The organism is Cryobacterium sp. GrIS_2_6, assembly GCF_035984545.1.
Lineage (GTDB): Bacteria > Actinomycetota > Actinomycetes > Actinomycetales > Microbacteriaceae > Cryobacterium.
This window is the reverse complement of sequence record NZ_JAXCHP010000001.1, coordinates 452798-468250: the sequence shown is the minus strand read 5'-3', so window position 1 is coordinate 468250 and position 15453 is coordinate 452798. Positions and strand designations below refer to the sequence as shown.

At 62.4% G+C, this 15453-nt stretch carries 20 protein-coding genes, 2 pseudogenes and 1 other annotated feature; of the genes and pseudogenes, 14 read left to right on the top strand and 8 right to left on the bottom strand.

Annotation, left to right across the window (positions count from 1 at the left end):
• Positions 1–69 precede the first annotated feature (69 nt).
• The gene (locus tag RCH22_RS02205; protein ID WP_327012660.1) at positions 70–1425 is read left to right on the top strand and encodes a hypothetical protein; all 1356 of its coding nucleotides are present in this window, start codon (positions 70–72) and stop codon (positions 1423–1425) included.
• Positions 1426–1554: 129 nt separating this feature from the next.
• Positions 1555–1986 (top strand): hypothetical protein, encoded by a 432-nt coding sequence (locus RCH22_RS02200; protein ID WP_327012659.1) that lies wholly within the window; start codon positions 1555–1557, stop codon positions 1984–1986.
• 249 nt (positions 1987–2235) lie between these two features.
• On the opposite strand, the gene RCH22_RS02195 is transcribed toward RCH22_RS02200, so the two are convergent.
• Positions 2236–2679, bottom strand: a complete 444-nt coding sequence (locus tag RCH22_RS02195) for a hypothetical protein (RefSeq protein WP_327012658.1) — start codon at positions 2677–2679, stop codon at positions 2236–2238.
• A 478-nt stretch (positions 2680–3157) separates the two neighbouring features.
• Here RCH22_RS02195 and RCH22_RS02190 point away from each other — a divergent pair, with 478 nt between their 5' ends.
• Positions 3158–3487, top strand: coding sequence for a hypothetical protein (locus RCH22_RS02190; RefSeq protein ID WP_327012657.1), 330 nt, complete (start codon positions 3158–3160; stop codon positions 3485–3487).
• 47 nt (positions 3488–3534) lie between these two features.
• Here RCH22_RS02190 and RCH22_RS02185 read toward each other — a convergent pair whose 3' ends face one another.
• Entirely contained in the window at positions 3535–4149 is a 615-nt protein-coding gene (locus tag RCH22_RS02185) for a hypothetical protein (RefSeq protein ID WP_327012656.1), read from the bottom strand.
• A gap of 576 nt (positions 4150–4725) precedes the next feature.
• Between RCH22_RS02185 and RCH22_RS02180 the strand changes: the two genes are divergently transcribed.
• The 6 genes from RCH22_RS02180 to RCH22_RS02155 all read left to right on the top strand — a co-directional run bounded on the left by RCH22_RS02180 (position 4726) and on the right by RCH22_RS02155 (position 8153).
• Positions 4726–4938: a hypothetical protein gene (locus RCH22_RS02180; protein ID WP_327012655.1), complete on the top strand. Its 213-nt coding sequence runs from the start codon at positions 4726–4728 to the stop codon at positions 4936–4938.
• 181 nt (positions 4939–5119) lie between these two features.
• Complete coding sequence (locus tag RCH22_RS02175; protein WP_327012654.1) at positions 5120–5278, top strand: hypothetical protein; 159 nt, start codon at positions 5120–5122, stop codon at positions 5276–5278.
• A 255-nt stretch (positions 5279–5533) separates the two neighbouring features.
• Positions 5534–5980, top strand: coding sequence for a hypothetical protein (locus RCH22_RS02170; RefSeq protein WP_327012653.1), 447 nt, complete (start codon positions 5534–5536; stop codon positions 5978–5980).
• Between the two features lie 150 nt (positions 5981–6130).
• A complete protein-coding gene (locus RCH22_RS02165) occupies positions 6131–6487 on the top strand; it encodes a hypothetical protein (RefSeq protein WP_327012652.1) in 357 nt (118 codons plus the stop codon).
• 22 nt (positions 6488–6509) lie between these two features.
• The gene (locus RCH22_RS02160; protein WP_327012651.1) at positions 6510–6923 is read left to right on the top strand and encodes a hypothetical protein; all 414 of its coding nucleotides are present in this window, start codon (positions 6510–6512) and stop codon (positions 6921–6923) included.
• A 147-nt stretch (positions 6924–7070) separates the two neighbouring features.
• Positions 7071–8153 (top strand): DNA methyltransferase, encoded by a 1083-nt coding sequence (locus tag RCH22_RS02155; protein ID WP_327012650.1) that lies wholly within the window; start codon positions 7071–7073, stop codon positions 8151–8153.
• A gap of 229 nt (positions 8154–8382) precedes the next feature.
• Here RCH22_RS02155 and RCH22_RS02150 read toward each other — a convergent pair whose 3' ends face one another.
• Both RCH22_RS02150 and RCH22_RS02145 read right to left on the bottom strand, forming a co-directional pair.
• Positions 8383–8772, bottom strand: coding sequence for a hypothetical protein (locus RCH22_RS02150; protein WP_327012649.1), 390 nt, complete (start codon positions 8770–8772; stop codon positions 8383–8385).
• An 8-nt stretch (positions 8773–8780) separates the two neighbouring features.
• Complete coding sequence (locus tag RCH22_RS02145; RefSeq protein ID WP_327012648.1) at positions 8781–9020, bottom strand: hypothetical protein; 240 nt, start codon at positions 9018–9020, stop codon at positions 8781–8783.
• A 283-nt stretch (positions 9021–9303) separates the two neighbouring features.
• On the opposite strand from RCH22_RS02145, the pseudogene RCH22_RS02140 reads away from it, so the two are divergent.
• Positions 9304–9470 (top strand): annotated as a pseudogene (locus RCH22_RS02140) (IS3 family transposase); the annotation flags it as partial.
• Positions 9360–9469, top strand: a sequence feature (AL1L pseudoknot). It overlaps the preceding pseudogene by 110 nt.
• 260 nt (positions 9471–9730) lie before the next feature.
• Here RCH22_RS02140 and RCH22_RS02135 read toward each other — a convergent pair.
• A pseudogene (locus tag RCH22_RS02135) lies at positions 9731–9859 on the bottom strand (ATP-binding protein); the annotation flags it as partial.
• Positions 9860–9936: 77 nt separating this feature from the next.
• On the opposite strand from RCH22_RS02135, the gene RCH22_RS02130 reads away from it, so the two are divergent.
• Positions 9937–10095, top strand: a complete 159-nt coding sequence (locus RCH22_RS02130; RefSeq protein ID WP_327012647.1) for an ATP-binding protein — start codon at positions 9937–9939, stop codon at positions 10093–10095.
• Positions 10096–11082: 987 nt separating this feature from the next.
• The gene (locus RCH22_RS02125) at positions 11083–11361 is read left to right on the top strand and encodes a hypothetical protein (RefSeq protein WP_327012646.1); all 279 of its coding nucleotides are present in this window, start codon (positions 11083–11085) and stop codon (positions 11359–11361) included.
• 251 nt (positions 11362–11612) lie between these two features.
• Here the strand turns inward: RCH22_RS02125 and istB are convergent, their stop codons facing one another.
• The 3 genes from istB to RCH22_RS02110 are packed head-to-tail and all read right to left on the bottom strand — an operon-like array spanning position 11613 to position 14018.
• Positions 11613–12368 (bottom strand): IS21-like element helper ATPase IstB, encoded by a 756-nt coding sequence (gene istB / locus RCH22_RS02120; RefSeq protein ID WP_327012613.1) that lies wholly within the window; start codon positions 12366–12368, stop codon positions 11613–11615.
• Positions 12365–13603 carry an IS21 family transposase gene (locus RCH22_RS02115; protein WP_327012612.1) on the bottom strand — a complete coding sequence of 413 codons (1239 nt, stop codon included), beginning with the start codon at positions 13601–13603 and terminating at the stop codon, positions 12365–12367. Before RCH22_RS02115 ends, istB begins: the two co-directional genes overlap by 4 nt.
• Positions 13604–13658: 55 nt before the next feature.
• Positions 13659–14018, bottom strand: a complete 360-nt coding sequence (locus RCH22_RS02110; RefSeq protein ID WP_327012645.1) for a hypothetical protein — start codon at positions 14016–14018, stop codon at positions 13659–13661.
• 422 nt (positions 14019–14440) lie between these two features.
• On the opposite strand from RCH22_RS02110, the gene RCH22_RS02105 reads away from it, so the two are divergent.
• A complete protein-coding gene (locus RCH22_RS02105; protein WP_327012644.1) occupies positions 14441–14785 on the top strand; it encodes a hypothetical protein in 345 nt (114 codons plus the stop codon).
• Positions 14786–14808: 23 nt separating this feature from the next.
• A complete protein-coding gene (locus RCH22_RS02100) occupies positions 14809–15345 on the top strand; it encodes a hypothetical protein (RefSeq protein ID WP_327012643.1) in 537 nt (178 codons plus the stop codon).
• The last annotated feature ends 108 nt before the right edge of the window (positions 15346–15453 follow it).

Sequence of the window (15453 nt, the reverse complement as noted above, 5' to 3'; positions counted from 1 at the left end):
TTCGTGTCGCCTCACAGGCCCAGTCGAGCCGGACAAACGCCGCCATCGCCCATTCCATAGGAGTGAACCATGCACAACCAGTCGATCCCGCTCACCCAGCTCTTCTCCGCCTGCCCTATCCCGGGGCTCCGCGCGTCAGAACGGCGCGACCCGTACTACAGCGCGCAGTTCTCGACGACCGCGCACGCCATCTGGCTCGAAAGCGAAATCGCACAACTGCAGGAGGCCGGCGGCGCGACCCCGATCCCGAGTTGGCTTCGAAGCACGCACGACCGCGACGATTTCAGCTGGACCGAACAGCGCGAGATGCGCCGTCAGATGCTTCCGGCGCTCGGCGCCATCCACTCCTGGCGAACCCTTTCTTGCGTCCAGGTGGCGTCTTTCACCGGTCAACCAAAACTTCGCAACGGCCGGTCGCCACGTATGTCGCAGCTCTGGACCCACGGACTCATCGACGTCGGGGCCACGCCAACCGGCACAGGCATCACCCTCGGGCAGCCGCACGGCATGCTCTACCGGCCAGCTGCCCGCCAAGGCCCCGACCGGTTCGCCCGCCTCGACGGATCACTCACCATCCCCGAATCGATCGCTGTCACCGGCGGCACAGATTTCAGCGGCGCTCACTCCGCCGACCGGCACGCCGTATTGTGCGCGGAAGCCAGCCTGAGAGTCGCCGAATTCCTCCCCGTCCAAGCGATCCTCGGCGACGCGCTCAACTCGATCGGCAACCTCACAAGCCGGCGTGGGTCGCCGAAAACAGACTCCCAGCTCTGTCCTGATGCGGTTTGGGTCCTCAACGGCCTCCGGATCTGCGTCGAATTCACTGCCACCGCGTCGCAGTCGCTTTCGAAGAAGGCGGACCTCTGGGCGCAGCTACTCCAAGACAACACCCTCAACGACACTGGCATCGTCGTCCTGTTCCTAGCCGTCGACCGTCAGGACCTCGACGGACGACCAGGCCACTCCAACGTCACGTTGCAGACGAAGAAGGCCCTGGCAAAAGCGATCAGGAAACATCCCGGCGGCCTTCAGAATTGGACTGGTTCACGGTTCTTCGTCGCCGATTACCGCGACTACTTTCCCGCGGCCAACGCAGTCAGCTCAGACTTCCTTGACCTTATGGCAGATTCATTCACCGGAGACCCGACGTCTCCGTGGCGCCCGGTCAGCCTTCTCGACCCGGAGACCGTGCCGTTCACTCCGACCGACGGATGGGATCCGATGGCTGTGGTCCGTAACGCCGGCGCCCTGTTGCAGTCACCATTTTGGCTTCGGAGTGCAGCAGAGCCTCCGGCGCTCTGGCAGCTGACCGTCGGCGCCAACCCGCCTGTCCGGATCGACGAGCTCAGCGGGAAACCCAACGCTCGGTCGGTCCCCGCCGCCTCGATTCCGGAACGACTTCGGGTTTTAGGTGGGCTCCGTTAGAAAGAGCGCCCGGGAAGCGCATTCCCCAATCCCGTACCGGTTCTAGACTGAGGGCAATCTTGGGCGATCTCGGAGCCCGATTGGGCGCCACGAGCCCGACCTTCACAAAAATCACAATCGGAGCCCGAAGTGCGCCTTGAACCCCGTGATGACGGAACGTTCCTCTTCCCACCCTCCGCATACTCTGACGTGGCGAGCTATGCCGACTTCTGGACCCGAGTAGAAATCAGTGACGGTGTTCTTGCGAACATCACCAAGGGGTACGCTGACTTGATTCGCACCCAGGTCAGCAACCTTGGGGTGAACTGGTCCCACAAATATGACTACGATCACGACCAGGAATTGCACCATGGGAGTGAGTCCTCCCGAGATACCGCGCGCGCTAGGCGAACGGCAGCGTGGGACAAAGTGAAAGCTGACGTCTACACGCGATGCCCTGAGAAGATCAAAGCTGGCACGGCCCGGACGATCGCTCGAGCAGGACAAGCCGTGTTTTACCGAAGTGCTCTTCCTGATGAAAATCATGACGAGCTAACCCAGGCAACAATGTCGATTCTTTGAGAAGAACTTTCAATCCGCGAGATCTCAGCGCGCTATCAGCTCGGATTGATCCGTGACTACTTCCAGGACCCAGAGATCACATCCGCCCAGCGCCTCGAGGAACTCCGCGAGGAACTTCGCAACATGCAGCGCATCTAGGCTTCGTCATCTGAGCAGCGCGGTCGTCACGGCCGCGCTGCTTTTCCGTGCCCGGAATTCGAATTCTGAGCCTGAACTCGGTGAGACCAAGACTCCGGGCGCTGTACTCGTTCAGCCCAGCGATTTATCCGTGTGCCGCCGTCCAGCGACAGCCACCCAAAATTCGCTCATGCTCGGCCGGAAGACGCTGCCACCCTCATACCCCGCGGCCAGCGCAACGGCAGGGTCCACGCCGCGAACCAGGAGCACGGCGTCGTTCATGCCGATGGTCGGGCAGCGTCCGGGGCCGGAGATGGCCTGGAAGCTGCCTTTGACCAGGTAGACATCCTCGCCAAGGACCGGCTCCTCATCGCGTCCCAGCTTCTCGAGGATGATCCGGCCTGCGACGGTGATGACGCAGGCATCGGCCCGGCCAGAGACGTCGATGAGGATATCTACCTGGCCGAGCGCGTCCGCGTGCTCGCCCGGCTCTGTGAGGCCTGCCGTCCTATCCGGACCTGTGGTTGCGGTTGATGCGACGGACGGAACGGTGCGGGTCCTGAGGGAGGCGGTCACGGTTTTCCTTTGATTCGGATGGGCGAGGCTATGTGCCTCAGCCGATGCATGCGCGGCATGGGTTTGATCCGGAAGGGTTCGTGGCCGGCGTTCCGGCCTGGTCGGGCCTGGCTTCCGTCTGCGCCGGCGTTGGCCCCCCACGAGTACCCGTAGAACTGATTCGCTTTGGTCGCCGGCGACGCCCTGTGCTGGTTTCGCAGCGATCTTGATGAACGACCACAGGGGTTTAGGCGACGATCGCTTCGGACAGCGCGACCCTCCGTACCAATCGCGTTTGGGCTTGGGGGTCCCAACCACCAGACGCTGCGATCTGGACCGCCTGACTTCCGCGAGGCTTCGAACTGCTTTGACATTCGGTGCATGCGCCGGGCTTGGTTACGCCGCATCGCGGAATTCCAGGTATGCATGCTCGTTTGCAGGTGACCTCGAACACTGCCTGCCTGCCAGCTCGAGCATCGAGCCGGACGGCTCACCGCGCATGTGTTTCAGCATCCTGACGATCCTTGTAACCGAACGCGACCTCGACGGTGAGTTCGAAAAGACCGAGCACACGTTTGACCGCCTAGCCGGGCTGGATGACGTAACCAGATCTGAGCACAACCACATCGAGTCGATCACTGAAATTGTTGCACCTGCGCCCGCAGAACCGGGCGGCCGAAAGCGCCGCTTTCGCGTTCCGGGCCGGCCCTTCCCCGTGCTGCGAATGGCCGCCAGTGAGGTGGTCGCTCTGCGAATGGCGCGCGTTTCCCGGACGTTGAATTTCTCGACATTTAATGAGCTCGTCGAGATCCGCGAAACGAATGGGTGACGCGGGCTGTCGCCGGCGTGGAAGCGTGCGACCAGCTGGCGGTGCGACTACGCGACCGGCGCGGTCACGACTGACCCAGGCGAGGAGCTTGCTCGTTTTTCGGATTGCGTGAGGAGAGCCTCAATTTCGTCGAGCCGCAAGACCAGTCGCAGCCGTTCGCTCGTGAGACTCTCAATGTTGACTGCCGTCGATTCGATGATGTCTACACCCTCGTATCCGTCGGCCACGGCACAAGCCCTGGGGACACCGCGGACTTCGAGTACTGCGTTGTTCGCACCGATCGTTGGGTATCGCGTTGAACCCGACTTCTGACGAAAACTTCCGCTGACCAGAATCACGTCAATCCCCATTCGCGGCTCTTCGTCCCGGTTTCTTTTCTCAAGGACGATACGGCCTGCGAGCGTGATCATCTGGTAGTTCTCGTGGCCTGAGACGTCTACTCGGACCGAGATGAGATCGGATGCGGCCGCATCTGTGCCGTCCGTACCGTAGACCTCACGGGCTAAGCCACGGACACGCTGCTCGTCCACCGGCGCAAACGACCAGCGCTTCTCCGCCGGCTTCCATCGGCCTCCGATTTCTTTTGCCTTCGATGCCAGTCCAGGGTTGTAGGGGGCCGCGAGCGTGACTGCGACAGGACTGGTCGTGATGGTTACGGACATTTGTCTGGTTTCCTTTGTTTCGTTGGGTGTCTGACACGGACCACTTGAGCCCTCTGTATCTCTATGCGCGGCATCCGAAACCGGCTGGAATCATGGCAGCGACAGGGACAGACCGGCCAGACTGCCGCACGGACTACCGACCCCCGAGCCGAAGGAGCAACCACCGCGAGGATGTCCGACGGGTGGGGCACCGGGCAGCGACGCACGCGAACTCGGCATCAACCTCGGACGCGCTCGCGACGCCTCGGGCCGCAGCCCAGAACGCGTGGCCCACGCTGCGGGCATTTCGACGTTCATGTACCGCCAGCTGGAGAAGGGTGAGTCGAACCCCGGGACAGCCGCCAACCCGCGGCTCAGGACCCTTGTCGCACTATCGGAAGTACTCGATGTTGCGCTGATTGAGCTTCTCTCCCGCTCGACGCCTGGCATCGCGGTCGGACGGTGACGAACTATTGGCGTCAGACGGGCACCATCAAGATACGGACAAATAGCGGGGACGCCGCGGCGTTCAGCCCCGGAGTCAGGACGCCCGTCCTGCCTTATCTGTTGCTACCGTTTCGGGTGAAGGACGTCCGGTTGCAGCTCGCTCGCCACGTCCTCGCCTTTGCCGCCGTGATCAGCATCGCTCTGTCGCTCTCCTCGCTGTTCATGGCGCTCGACAGTTCGACCTCGGGTCTCCTCCAAAAGCCGCTCTACGTCGCGGTCCCGGCCTACCTCTTCCTTTTGGCCGTATCGCAGCTGCTGCGAAGCTCCCGCAAGCCGCTCTCCGCAAGTCGCAGCCTGGAATAATGACTTTCCAAGCAGCCGGGCTGGTAGTTGTGTGGGTTGCTGCTGCGCCGACTCTGTTCTTCATCCTCTTGAAGATCATCAATACCGTTCGCCAGCTCCAGGCAAGGTTGAACGCCGAGCGCGCGCGAGCCGTGCCACTCGCGGCGTTGGCCCGCTTCAGGCCACTGATCCAGACGCGCCCGTGGTCCGCATACTCGACGTCGCCTCCCGCATGGACCCGAATCTGGCCGAGATCATCACGATCCGCCGATGCTTCGGCGATGCGGCGACAGCCGGGTCTCTGGCTTGCGGTCAGCTGGCCGCTGAGCTGCGGGCGCGCCTCGCGAAGCTGCACGGCTAGTGTGCGGTCGCCTGCGGCGAGCCATCGTGACCACCGCGCACTACCGGCCCAAACGTACGAGCCGGGCCGGCGAACGTGCCGCGCATGAGGTATCTGCGGCAAGCGCTACCTCACTCTAGCCACACCGCCCGACGGGTCGATTCACTTTTTTTTGAAGACCACGCGTCGGAAACAGAACACTACCGCGCATGCACTCACCGGCGGCTTCAAACCTGAAGCCTCGCTCCACCCCGAACAGAATCAGAAAGGCTCATCATGAGCAGCACTCCCCTGGTCGAACATCCCAGTCACGCCGACAGGCGGAGGAAGGTCATCGACGGGTGGGCGGCCCCGCTGGGCCACGTGGCCGGCTTGGACCCCACCTCCGCATTCATCATCGCCTGCGACGCACTCATCCGAGCAGAACTCTCCAACGGGCCGCAGTTCACCGCAGACGAGGCCGCCGCAATGCTCGTCATGCACCAGGGCTGCATGGCCGAACCTTTCGGGTTCGGGTCCCTCCTGGCAGATGCCATGGAGGACGACCCCGACCTTTACGAGCCCACCCCAGAGCTGATGACAAAGCTCCGCACCCTCACGCTCACCCAGGACTGGGGAATCCGGATGCTACTCGCCGTCCACGAAGGGCTCCGGCGCGAGGAAGGGGGCAGGAGGGTGCCGTACCTGGTCACCCTCAAGGAAATCGGCTTTCCCGTCATCTAGACCCAGGACATCCCCGTGCGGCTCAGTACCTTCCAGAAGCGAGAGAGTACCGCGCATGCACTCCACAGCGGCAGTTACCAGCCGTGGAATCCGCACCATTTACGCAAGAAAAACGTTCGCGACCGTCGCGACCACCCAAAGGAATAGACCATGAACATCAACGATTCTGACTACACCGCAGACGACCTCATCGATAACTGGGGCAACTCCGACCGCGAGAGGGAAGGCGTGCGCGCATTGCGCCATTACTCGGCGGAAATCGAAGCCATCTGGAGGCACGCGCCGGCCCCCGAACCCTCCCCCGACAGGCCCCAGCTCGACAGCACCATCGATACTGGTTACAACCCGTCCGAATCGATGTACGCGGCAATGGTCCAGCTCCTCCTCGAAGACGCGGGTATCCCAACTGCCAAGCACTCTGTCGTGCTCAACCGCGGTCTGCTCAGCCAGTACCGCGACGCCGCGATTGAACCCAACATCGTCGTCCAGCACATCCTGAGCCGCTGACCGCGACGAAGGGGACATCATCATGCCGAAACTCATCCGAATCGAATCGGGCTCCGAGACTGAACTCCAGAACGCCATCGACAACATTGAGGGTCGCGCAACCCAGCGCACCGTCAGTGCCTACGACGTCATTCGGCACGTCGAAGCGGTAGAACACCGTCTCGACGTCCTCGGAGTACCGAACAGGGCACGCGCAGGAATCACCACCGTGGTCAACGGCAGCTCGATGTTGCCCCGGGCTTACGGTTACAGCGCTCACGCCACATTCGTCACAGTTCGACGGAACGGTTCCGGCTGGCGCTTCGTCAAAGCAAAACGCACGTGGAACCGAGCCCTCTCCCGGGAACTCATCGACCTTCCATTCACCGTGGCTCAGCTGGGTTCTTGGGCGGCCGCCAGCGCGTGGTCAGTCGAGATACTGACGACAGCGGCATAGCTGGTTACGTATTCGGCCGTCAAAGGGCGTCGGGCTATCTGCCTCTGCGAGAGCATGTTCGCGCAAGCAGATAGTCCGAACCGGAACCTACATACGCTGTAGGACCGAACGAAGAAGCGCTTCCCCGCTCCGTCATAAACTGGCTCCATGCCCTCCATGCGTGACAATCTGACACTCGTCGTCTCCGATATCACGGATGCACTCACCGAAATCCCCGACGCTTCGTTGGCCGGCGCGATCCTCGACCCGCCTTACGGTCTTGGCCTGACCGGGGTCGCCTGGGACCGAAGTGCGATCGCGTTCGACATAGATTTCTGGTCTCTCGTCCGGTCGAAGATCAGGCCTGGCGGCACGCTAAGTTGCTTCGGGCATTCGAAGACCTTTGCTCGGCAAAGCGTGGCCATCGAGGACAGCGGTTTCCAGATTGTTGACACGCTCGCCTGGGCGAAGGGCTTCGGCCACGCCACCGCCAATCGGCACATCGACTCGGAACTACGGCGCCTCGTGTCCCCCGCTGCGCTTGTCGAGAGGTATGCGGGTTGGGAAACGCAGCTACGACCTGCATTCGAACCGATAGTCATCGCGAGAAATCTTCCGCCGAAAGGGTCCTTGGTCGAATCCATCGCAGCAGGCGGCACCGGTGGTTTCAACATCGGCGAATCACTCATTCCCTCGGATCCGCTCGAGAACCGGAGTCGGCGGAATGGCGCAGTGGACGGCGGTGCAAACCGTCAAATTTCACGCCTCATCGGTTCGATGTCTGTGCCGACTGCCGGCGGTCGCCGGCCCGGCAACCTGCTTCTCGAGCACGACGAAGACTGCGAAGAGACCTGCTGCACGCCCGGGTGCCCGGTACAACTGATCGACGCCCAAGGGCGGACAAAATATGCTCCTGGCAAGGAGAAAGCCAGCCGCTTCTTTACTCAGATCAAATACTCGCCACGCGCTCACGTCTCGGAATCACCGCGCCCAGCCGGCGTTAGGGGGCACCCCACTGTTAAGCCAATGAGCCTCGTGAATTGGCTTTGCGGCCTAATCGTCATGCCCGGCGAGAGTTACCTCGATGGCTTCGCTGGGTCCGGGGCCATCTCCGAAGGCATCATCCGAGCCGGCGGTCACGCTTTGGCGATTGAGCGTGAACAGGAATACGCCGAACTGATTGAACATCGATTCGCTGTGCTGGACGTCGCCGAACAAGAAGAGCGAATCGTGGGGGACGTAGCTATTTGATGCCGTAGCCACCACGAGGAGTTTGTGACGTTTTTGGAGGCAAGTCGGAGGTTTACCCACGTCAACCCACCGCGAAACTCTGACGAACGGCAGAGTCTCCTCGATGCGATGCCATGCTGCCCCTCAGAAGGGATGAGCGCCGGCACTCTCGTCCAGTGCGTATGGCAATCCAAGGGGCCGTTGCCGCCGCCTGCTCGAGGACCACGCGGTTGAACGTGCAAAAGAGCTTTCAGCTTTCCGAACGAGCAGTCGTCTCCCCATCTTCTGGTACACGCGCAGCTGACGTTACGGGCTGAAGGTAGGCAGCGACGACGGGTTGGAACTCCGATGCCAACGAAGGTCGATTCCAGGCAAGCGCCAGCACTGGCCTGATCGCTTGGGTTCTTCCGGCTCGCACCCAGCGCCAGAGCTGCTTACGCCTGAACGACCAATAGGCCCATCGGATGACAAGAACGGGGAGCACGCCAACCGCGATCACAAGAAATCTACTGCCGCCGGCCGAGTTGTACACGTAGCCGTTGACCAAAGCCAACATAATCAACCCGAAGACTCCAGTTAGAAAAAGGAACTTCAGCGAACCGATGTGGCTGTTCCCCCAGAGCCAGTCAAAGAAACGCATGGAAGGCCTTAAGCTTCTGCAAGCTGTCGCGGCGATGGGACCGTGGTTTCTCGATACCATGCAAATTTCTTGTCATCATCTCTTCCCTCAAAACCCCAAATTCCAAGGATCGGCCTGCCATCGGGGGCTGCCGGGTTCTCGATCAACCGCGGCAGGTGCCCGCTCTCGTCGGGATAGACCAAAGCAGATGCGCCTGGCCCTGTCCGATTGTTCGACGCCATCATCGCGACGTAAGGAATGATTTTCATTTACTCCACTTGCTTGTGAGCTGCGCGTTACAAGGTTGCTGCGTTGTCGGCTTCAATGCAGAGACTATTGCGTCTTCCGTGGCAACGTCGATAGTCGCGTGTCGCGTGTTTTACGGAGCCAAAACGTCCGAGACAGACCTCGTTCGTCACCACCGGGCAGCATCAGCGCACGCAGCCTTGAGTTCAGCCGCCCGCAAGCCACGCACCTGGCCGCCAACCGCATCGCCCGCATCGCAGAGAGTATGCCCCTTCCTCGACGGACACGGCGGCCGAGTTGGTCCAGTTGGAGCGGGAGAACAAGGAGTTGCGGCGGGCGAACGCGATCCTTCGAAGCGCGTCGGCTTTCTTCGTGGCGGAGTCCGGCCGCCCCTCGACCAGATAGTCCGGTTCATGACGAGAAGAGCAAGGTCGGGGTCGAGCCGGTCTGCCGGGAGTTGCAGGTCGCCTCGTCCAGCTATTATGCGGCGAAGTCCCGGCCCGCCCTCGAAACGGTCCGGCCGCGATGAGGTGACCGCGGCCCGAATCTGACGGGTGCCCGTTGACGTCTGCTTACCGGCGGTGAGGCTGGCTGTCGTCCGCATTCCTACCGTCATCGAACAGTCCGGCGTCGGAAGTCGACTCGTTGACTCCCCGGCGAGAAGGTAGCTGACAGCTGCCCCGCGTCGGTGCTCGTCACGATCGGCGAAGGCGAGTAGCGCTTGATGGTAGCGCCAATCCACGTACATCCAACTGAGGTTACTGGTCAGGATCAGCGAGGCGTGTTCATAGCGGGATGGGACGAGCTGGAAGAACAGGTTCGCGGCGTCCTGATCGAAGGGAATGTAGCCGACTTCGTCGATTTATGCAGACATCCGCATAAATCGACGAACTGGGCTACCTTCCGCTGCCGGCCGAGGCGGCGTCGGCACTGTTTCAAGTGATCAACCAGCGCTACCTGAAAACGTCGATCGTGATCACCACGAACCGGCCCGTTGGCGCCTGGGGCGAGATCCTCGGCGACGCCACCGTCGCCGCCGCGATGCTCGACCGACTCCTGCACCGATCCGTCGTCGTCACCCGCGACGGCGGCCCCTAGCGGCTCCGCGACCACGCCGCCGCATCCAACGAGCTCCGCCGCGTGGCAACCGGCACAAACTTCGATATTTTAGCCTCGCGACCTGGGGAGCACCGATGAAGCAGGACTGGGGAATTTCGCTGAGCACCGTCGCCTTGACCCCAGCATCGCGCGTTTTCGTCTGCATCCCATGGCCAGCCTGGCTATGTCGGCTTCGGCGCTGTCTTCCACTACGCGAAGCGGTTGGCGCTGCGGCAAAATGTGGTCCTCTAATTGATGGGGTTATCTCCCCAGTTTGTTGAACTGCAACTGCCCGCGACGTATCCGTTTGATCCAGTGTTGACAAACCCGTCGGATACGAACCACGGTGTTCCGCCGAAAGTTCCAACGTAGTCCCAAACGTTGGTCCAGCCCCACTGTCCGTACACCCGAGTGCCGGTTTGCTGGCAGAAGACCTTCAATTTCCAATTGTTCGGAAAGGTGCGCGTGATGTCGGCGGAGGTGGCGCTCCACTTGCGAGCATTCAACACAGGGCCGCCGGTCTGTACGACGCCGGCATGCCAGCGGGCCGGTTCTGGACTTGTGGAGGAGTAGCAAAACGCGAGTCCCCAGGTTGTGACGGCCCACGGCGGACACGTTTCGCCGATAAGTGCCAAATCCTGTACTGCCCCCGACCGAGTGGCGTTACGTAGTATCCATCGAGCCATCCACTGAGGGAGACTTGTAGTTCCGACTGCGGCTGACGCAGGCGCTGGAGTACCCATCTGGTTTGCCGTGATCCCCAGGCTAAGCAGCATTGCCGCTAGTCCGATATAAACGACCGTCCTTGCGAGTCCTTTGGTCTTTGCCACGACGACGCCTCCCTTAGTATCGTCACAAGTAGGTCCCAGTTCAGAGATAGTGTCAGGGACCACGAACCGAAAATAGGCCATTATCACCATTTGAAAACAAGATGCAACGTGAAGTTCGTGGGTACCGCGTGTCGGCGATGAAACGCAAATTTGCGGCATGCCCGATCAGGCGGTCCACTGCCGCTCGCCATCTCCTGAAGACATAGAGTCCGCCACCTTCGAGATCGAGACGAACGGTCACTTCGCCAGCCACTCTTCGTCCGATAAGGACACGTGCCTGAGAAGCCGGCACTTCTTGACCGGTACGATCACGCTCGACGCGGCCCAAGCCGAGATCTTCGCGAAAAAACAGCCCGTCGGGCGCCTCGGACAGCTGATCGCCCGGTGGCTTAGGGGCGTGGCTGCGTTGCCGGGACGCCGCGGAGTCGGGCGATGAACCCGACCCAGGCGACGCGACGGCGGAGACGGGCGGCGTCCGGGTAGCGGTTCTTGCTCTCACCCTCATAGTGTGAGCGAAACGCCCAGCCGGGACTGATGGAGCACATTGTGCAGTTGGCGAGGCTCGGCGAGGTATCAGCGGCGATGAGCAGGCTCCTGCAGTTCTCGCAGTAGGACGGTTCTGTTGACGCCGACCCAAAACAGGGCCAATAGTGCCGTTTGAAAGCAGGACCACCATGTGTGTTTCTACTATGCCGTATCGGCGGCGGGCTGGTGGCTTTTGAGCCGGTAGCTGTTGCCTTTGAGGCTGAGGACGTCGGCGTGGTGGACGATGCGGTCGATCATCGCGGACGCGACGGTGGGGTCGCCGAAGACCTCGCCCCAGCGTCCGAATGACAGGTTGCTCGTCAGGATCAAGGACGCGTGTTCGTAGCGGCTCGCGACGAGCTGGAAGAACAGGTTCGCCGCGTCCTGGTCGAACGGGATGTAGCCGACTTCGTCGCAGATCAGCACGCTGTAACGGCGGAGCCGGATCAGTTCCGCGGCGAGCTTGCCGCGGGAATGGGCCTCTTGGAGTCGGGCGACCCAGCCTGTCGCGGTGTCGAAGAGGACACGGTGGCCGTGTTTGGCGGCCTGGACGCCCAGAGCGACGGCGAGGTGGGTCTTGCCCGTGCCGGGCGGCCCGAGGAGCACGATGTTCTTCGCCTCTGTGACGAACACGCTCGTGCCGAGGTGGGCGATCAGGTTCCGGTCCGCGGAGGGCTGGTGATCGAAGTTGAAGTCCTCTAGGGTCTTGTGGCCGGGGAACCGGGCCGCTTTGATCCGCAGGGCCGCGCCGGACGCTTCCCGCTCCGAGACCTCGCGGGAGAGGACCGCGGCAAGGTATTCCTCGTGGGACCAGCCCGCGTCGCGGGCCTGATCGCCCAGGCGCCGGAACGCGTCACCGATCCTCGGGGCGCGCAACGCGCGGGCGTAGTACTCGATCTGAGACGCCGCGCCGCTCACGCGAGCCTCCCCAACTCGATCAGGCCGGGACCGATATCGACACCGAACACATCGTCATAGTCCGACAGGCTCGCCGACTCGACGAACGCGACGTGGGCCTGGGGCCGGTGATGGCGGTGCAGGCTCTGGAACTGACGCCGGAGCACGGCCGCCTGGATGACATGGTCGGGGTCGGTGATGGTCAGCTGCCGGGCCCAGGCCCGGTCGTGAGAGGTGACGGTGACACCGTTGTGGGCGACGTGGACCTGCTCAAGGTCAGCGGTCACGTCCACGAGCCTGCCGATCAGGGCCGGCGCGACGGAGTAGTCGTTGGAGTGCACCCTGACGTAGTAATCCCGCGGCAGACGCACCGTGTTCCGGAACAACACGTCCGGCGCCACCGGCGACAACGGGCGCATCGCGGCCCGGTCCTGGTCGATCAGGTCGACCGGGCGGGCGCGCCGGGACCGGGAGTGACGCGCGTTGGCCACCGGCAGCCAGGACGCGAGCTGCTCGTTGAAGTCCTGCGGGGACACGAACACCCGGCCCGGCATGAACGAGGACCGGAAGAACCGGTTCCGCCGCTCGACCATACCCTTGGACTCCGGATCCCGGGCCTTGAGGAGCTTGACCTCGGTGCCGAGGGTGCCCGCGAACGCGGCAGTAGGCTCGGTGAGCTTGCCGCGGCCGATGCCGGACTCGTTGTCCCAGAGCAACCGTCGCGGGACCGCGCGGGCGGCCTGGAGCAGGGACCACATCCCGCCGAGCAGGTCCGGTGTTTTCCGAGACGGCAGCATCAGGGCTTGGAAGAACCCGGAGAACGTGGACGTCATCACCAGCACCGGCGGCGCGCCCTGCTGCCCGTGGCCGAGCGGGAGGTCCTCGTGCGGGAACCACAAGTCGCACTGGACCTGCTGTCCGGGCTCGTGCACGAGCCGGTCCGCGGGGTCCGGCGGCACGTACTCCGGCCGGATCCCCGCGACTTTGTCCCGGAACACCGACGCCGACCCGAGCCAGCCAACCCGCTCCGCGAGCGTGGACGCGGCCATCGTCGGCGTCACGGCCAACAACACCCGAACCTGCGGGGCGAACGCATCAAAACTCGACCCGACCGCGGGCCGCTGGTACTTCGGGAGCCGGTCCGTTTCCAACGCCCGATCCACCGTTCCCCGGGACACCCCGACGAGCCGGCCGATCTCCCGCTTCGAGTACTGGCCCGTGGAAAACAGTTGGCGTATCTTCGCCCAATCATCCATATTGATCACCTTCCATAATGGTCGGTGGCCCTGTTTTCAATCGGCGATACTGGCCCTATTTTCGGTCGGCGTTAACAGGTTCGACATCCTCGGCGGTGAGCGGTCTGACCCCATCGAGCCACCAGCGCCGATCGGTGGCGTTGTAGGCGGACTTTTTGACAGCCGCCCAGGTGTTGTGGCGCCATGAGCGGATGCGGCCGAGCCGGCGCTCGATGCGACGACGGAGGGCGACGCGGCGGGGGTCCGTGCCTTCGTCGCCATCGAACCAGCCCGGCTGGATGGTGCAACGCCAGCAGGGCACGCGGAGTGGCCGGCGGCTACCGCACTCGATGCAATATCCGGGCAGGCGCTGGATGGAGAGGACCGTCGCCGTCTTGTGCCAGGTGTTGCCGTACAAATAAGAGCCGTCGCTCACTTCGAGCGAGACGCGAAAACCAACCTCTACGCGACCGAGCCGACGTAGCCTAGCCCACCGATTATCGTAAGCAGCATCGAAAGACCCAGGCGCGGGCGTCCGACGCCAGTAGAGGCTTGGCTCAGTCTTAAATTCGTGAACTGTGCCACTCAACGTGGTCACTCGCCAGAGACCGGGTCCATCCATCAGCTCGTGCATCTTGGGTTTCATGCGAACTACATGCGCGGGACAGTTCGGAGATTGGCGACCCCGCGCATGGACCACGTATGCCCCTTCCAATGCCACGCGCTTTCGACCTCGACCCCAGCCTCGAGCCGGTCCTCTGGGAGGAGCCCGAACCTCTGAAATATAGATGGAAGAATTCGTCAGGCGACGGGTGGTCGCCAATGATCTCCTGGATATTTCTAGAGAGTCTGGTCTCAATGGTGGGCACCGGGACCGGCTGGAATTTTCTTATCGTGGAGAGGATCCGCGAACCGGGCCAGCCATACCCGAGCTGGTTCGCGCAATGCCTCGGCTCAAGCCGGGCGATCGCCGTAGAGCTCGGCTGGCATCCGGAAGCAGGAATCGAAAACCTGTGGCGGATCGGTCTGGCGACCGGCGGCGCGTGGCCTCTTGTGAATGTTCACTCAGACCCCACACTTCAGCTCATGGTGCAGCCGCGGCAGGCGCTCGCGCCAACGAGCTTGGCCCTGACAGTGATGGTGGATTGGCTCGCCGACGGTGAGCTCGCGGACATTTTCGTACCGCAGCGTGTGCGGTACTGACGGGTGCCGCGCATGAAGGCGGCATGAGCGAAAAGATGCATCAAACTTTCTGGGCCTGCGGCGAAGCCACCGACGGAGAGCTGCGGCTGAGTGTGACGACCGGCGGGCTGCTGGCGTCTTTCATTGAAGGATACGGAGAGATCGGTCGTGCGGAAACTATCGTAGAGGGCGGTTCTTGGGCCGACCTCTTGCGTCAGAATCGCTTTGCATATGCCTGTGAAGTCGCCACCGAGTACCAAGCTCGAGCTTTGGCGAAAGGTGCGTCGAGCGGGACCTGGTCGCAGTGGGCCGAATCCGCGCCCGCTCTGGAAAGGCTCTACGCGCCTCGATGCCTAGTCCCTTCAGCGGAACCATGGCCAGGTGGCAGTGTGAAGCTGGTCCTCGTGCACCCGATCCTGAAGTCGCTTGATTGGGAGCCACCTGCGCCGAGCCGATCACTGATCGTTATTGACCCTCGGACGGAAGTCGATCTGCTCAAGGGCATGAAGAAAGCCGGTGCTCTCAGTTCGACGGGTCGACTCGATGCAAAATCCCGGTATTTGCATCCTCACGGAATGTGAGTCGGTTTCGACGTCGGATGACACCGAGTTATGGGACGCCATTTCGTTAGCGTTGCTAAATTGTTCTTAACCGCGCATGCGTATAGCGAATCGAGGTTGTCACCTCGG

Excerpts from the sequence above, each read along its gene's own strand:
- RCH22_RS02145 (WP_327012648.1), bottom strand. The coding sequence starts at position 9,020 with ATGAAAATCATTCCTTACGTCGCGATGATGGCGTCGAACAATCGGACA.
- RCH22_RS02205 (WP_327012660.1), top strand. The coding sequence starts at position 70 with ATGCACAACCAGTCGATCCCGCTCACCCAGCTCTTCTCCGCCTGCCCT.
- RCH22_RS02160 (WP_327012651.1), top strand. The coding sequence starts at position 6,510 with ATGCCGAAACTCATCCGAATCGAATCGGGCTCCGAGACTGAACTCCAG.
- RCH22_RS02115 (WP_327012612.1), bottom strand. The coding sequence starts at position 13,603 with ATGGATGATTGGGCGAAGATACGCCAACTGTTTTCCACGGGCCAGTAC.
- RCH22_RS02100 (WP_327012643.1), top strand. The coding sequence starts at position 14,809 with ATGAGCGAAAAGATGCATCAAACTTTCTGGGCCTGCGGCGAAGCCACC.
- RCH22_RS02150 (WP_327012649.1), bottom strand. The coding sequence starts at position 8,772 with ATGCGTTTCTTTGACTGGCTCTGGGGGAACAGCCACATCGGTTCGCTG.
- RCH22_RS02165 (WP_327012652.1), top strand. The coding sequence starts at position 6,131 with ATGAACATCAACGATTCTGACTACACCGCAGACGACCTCATCGATAAC.
- RCH22_RS02170 (WP_327012653.1), top strand. The coding sequence starts at position 5,534 with ATGAGCAGCACTCCCCTGGTCGAACATCCCAGTCACGCCGACAGGCGG.
- RCH22_RS02185 (WP_327012656.1), bottom strand. The coding sequence starts at position 4,149 with ATGTCCGTAACCATCACGACCAGTCCTGTCGCAGTCACGCTCGCGGCC.
- RCH22_RS02155 (WP_327012650.1), top strand. The coding sequence starts at position 7,071 with ATGCCCTCCATGCGTGACAATCTGACACTCGTCGTCTCCGATATCACG.
- RCH22_RS02125 (WP_327012646.1), top strand. The coding sequence starts at position 11,083 with ATGCCCGATCAGGCGGTCCACTGCCGCTCGCCATCTCCTGAAGACATA.
- RCH22_RS02190 (WP_327012657.1), top strand. The coding sequence starts at position 3,158 with ATGTGTTTCAGCATCCTGACGATCCTTGTAACCGAACGCGACCTCGAC.
- RCH22_RS02105 (WP_327012644.1), top strand. The coding sequence starts at position 14,441 with ATGGTGGGCACCGGGACCGGCTGGAATTTTCTTATCGTGGAGAGGATC.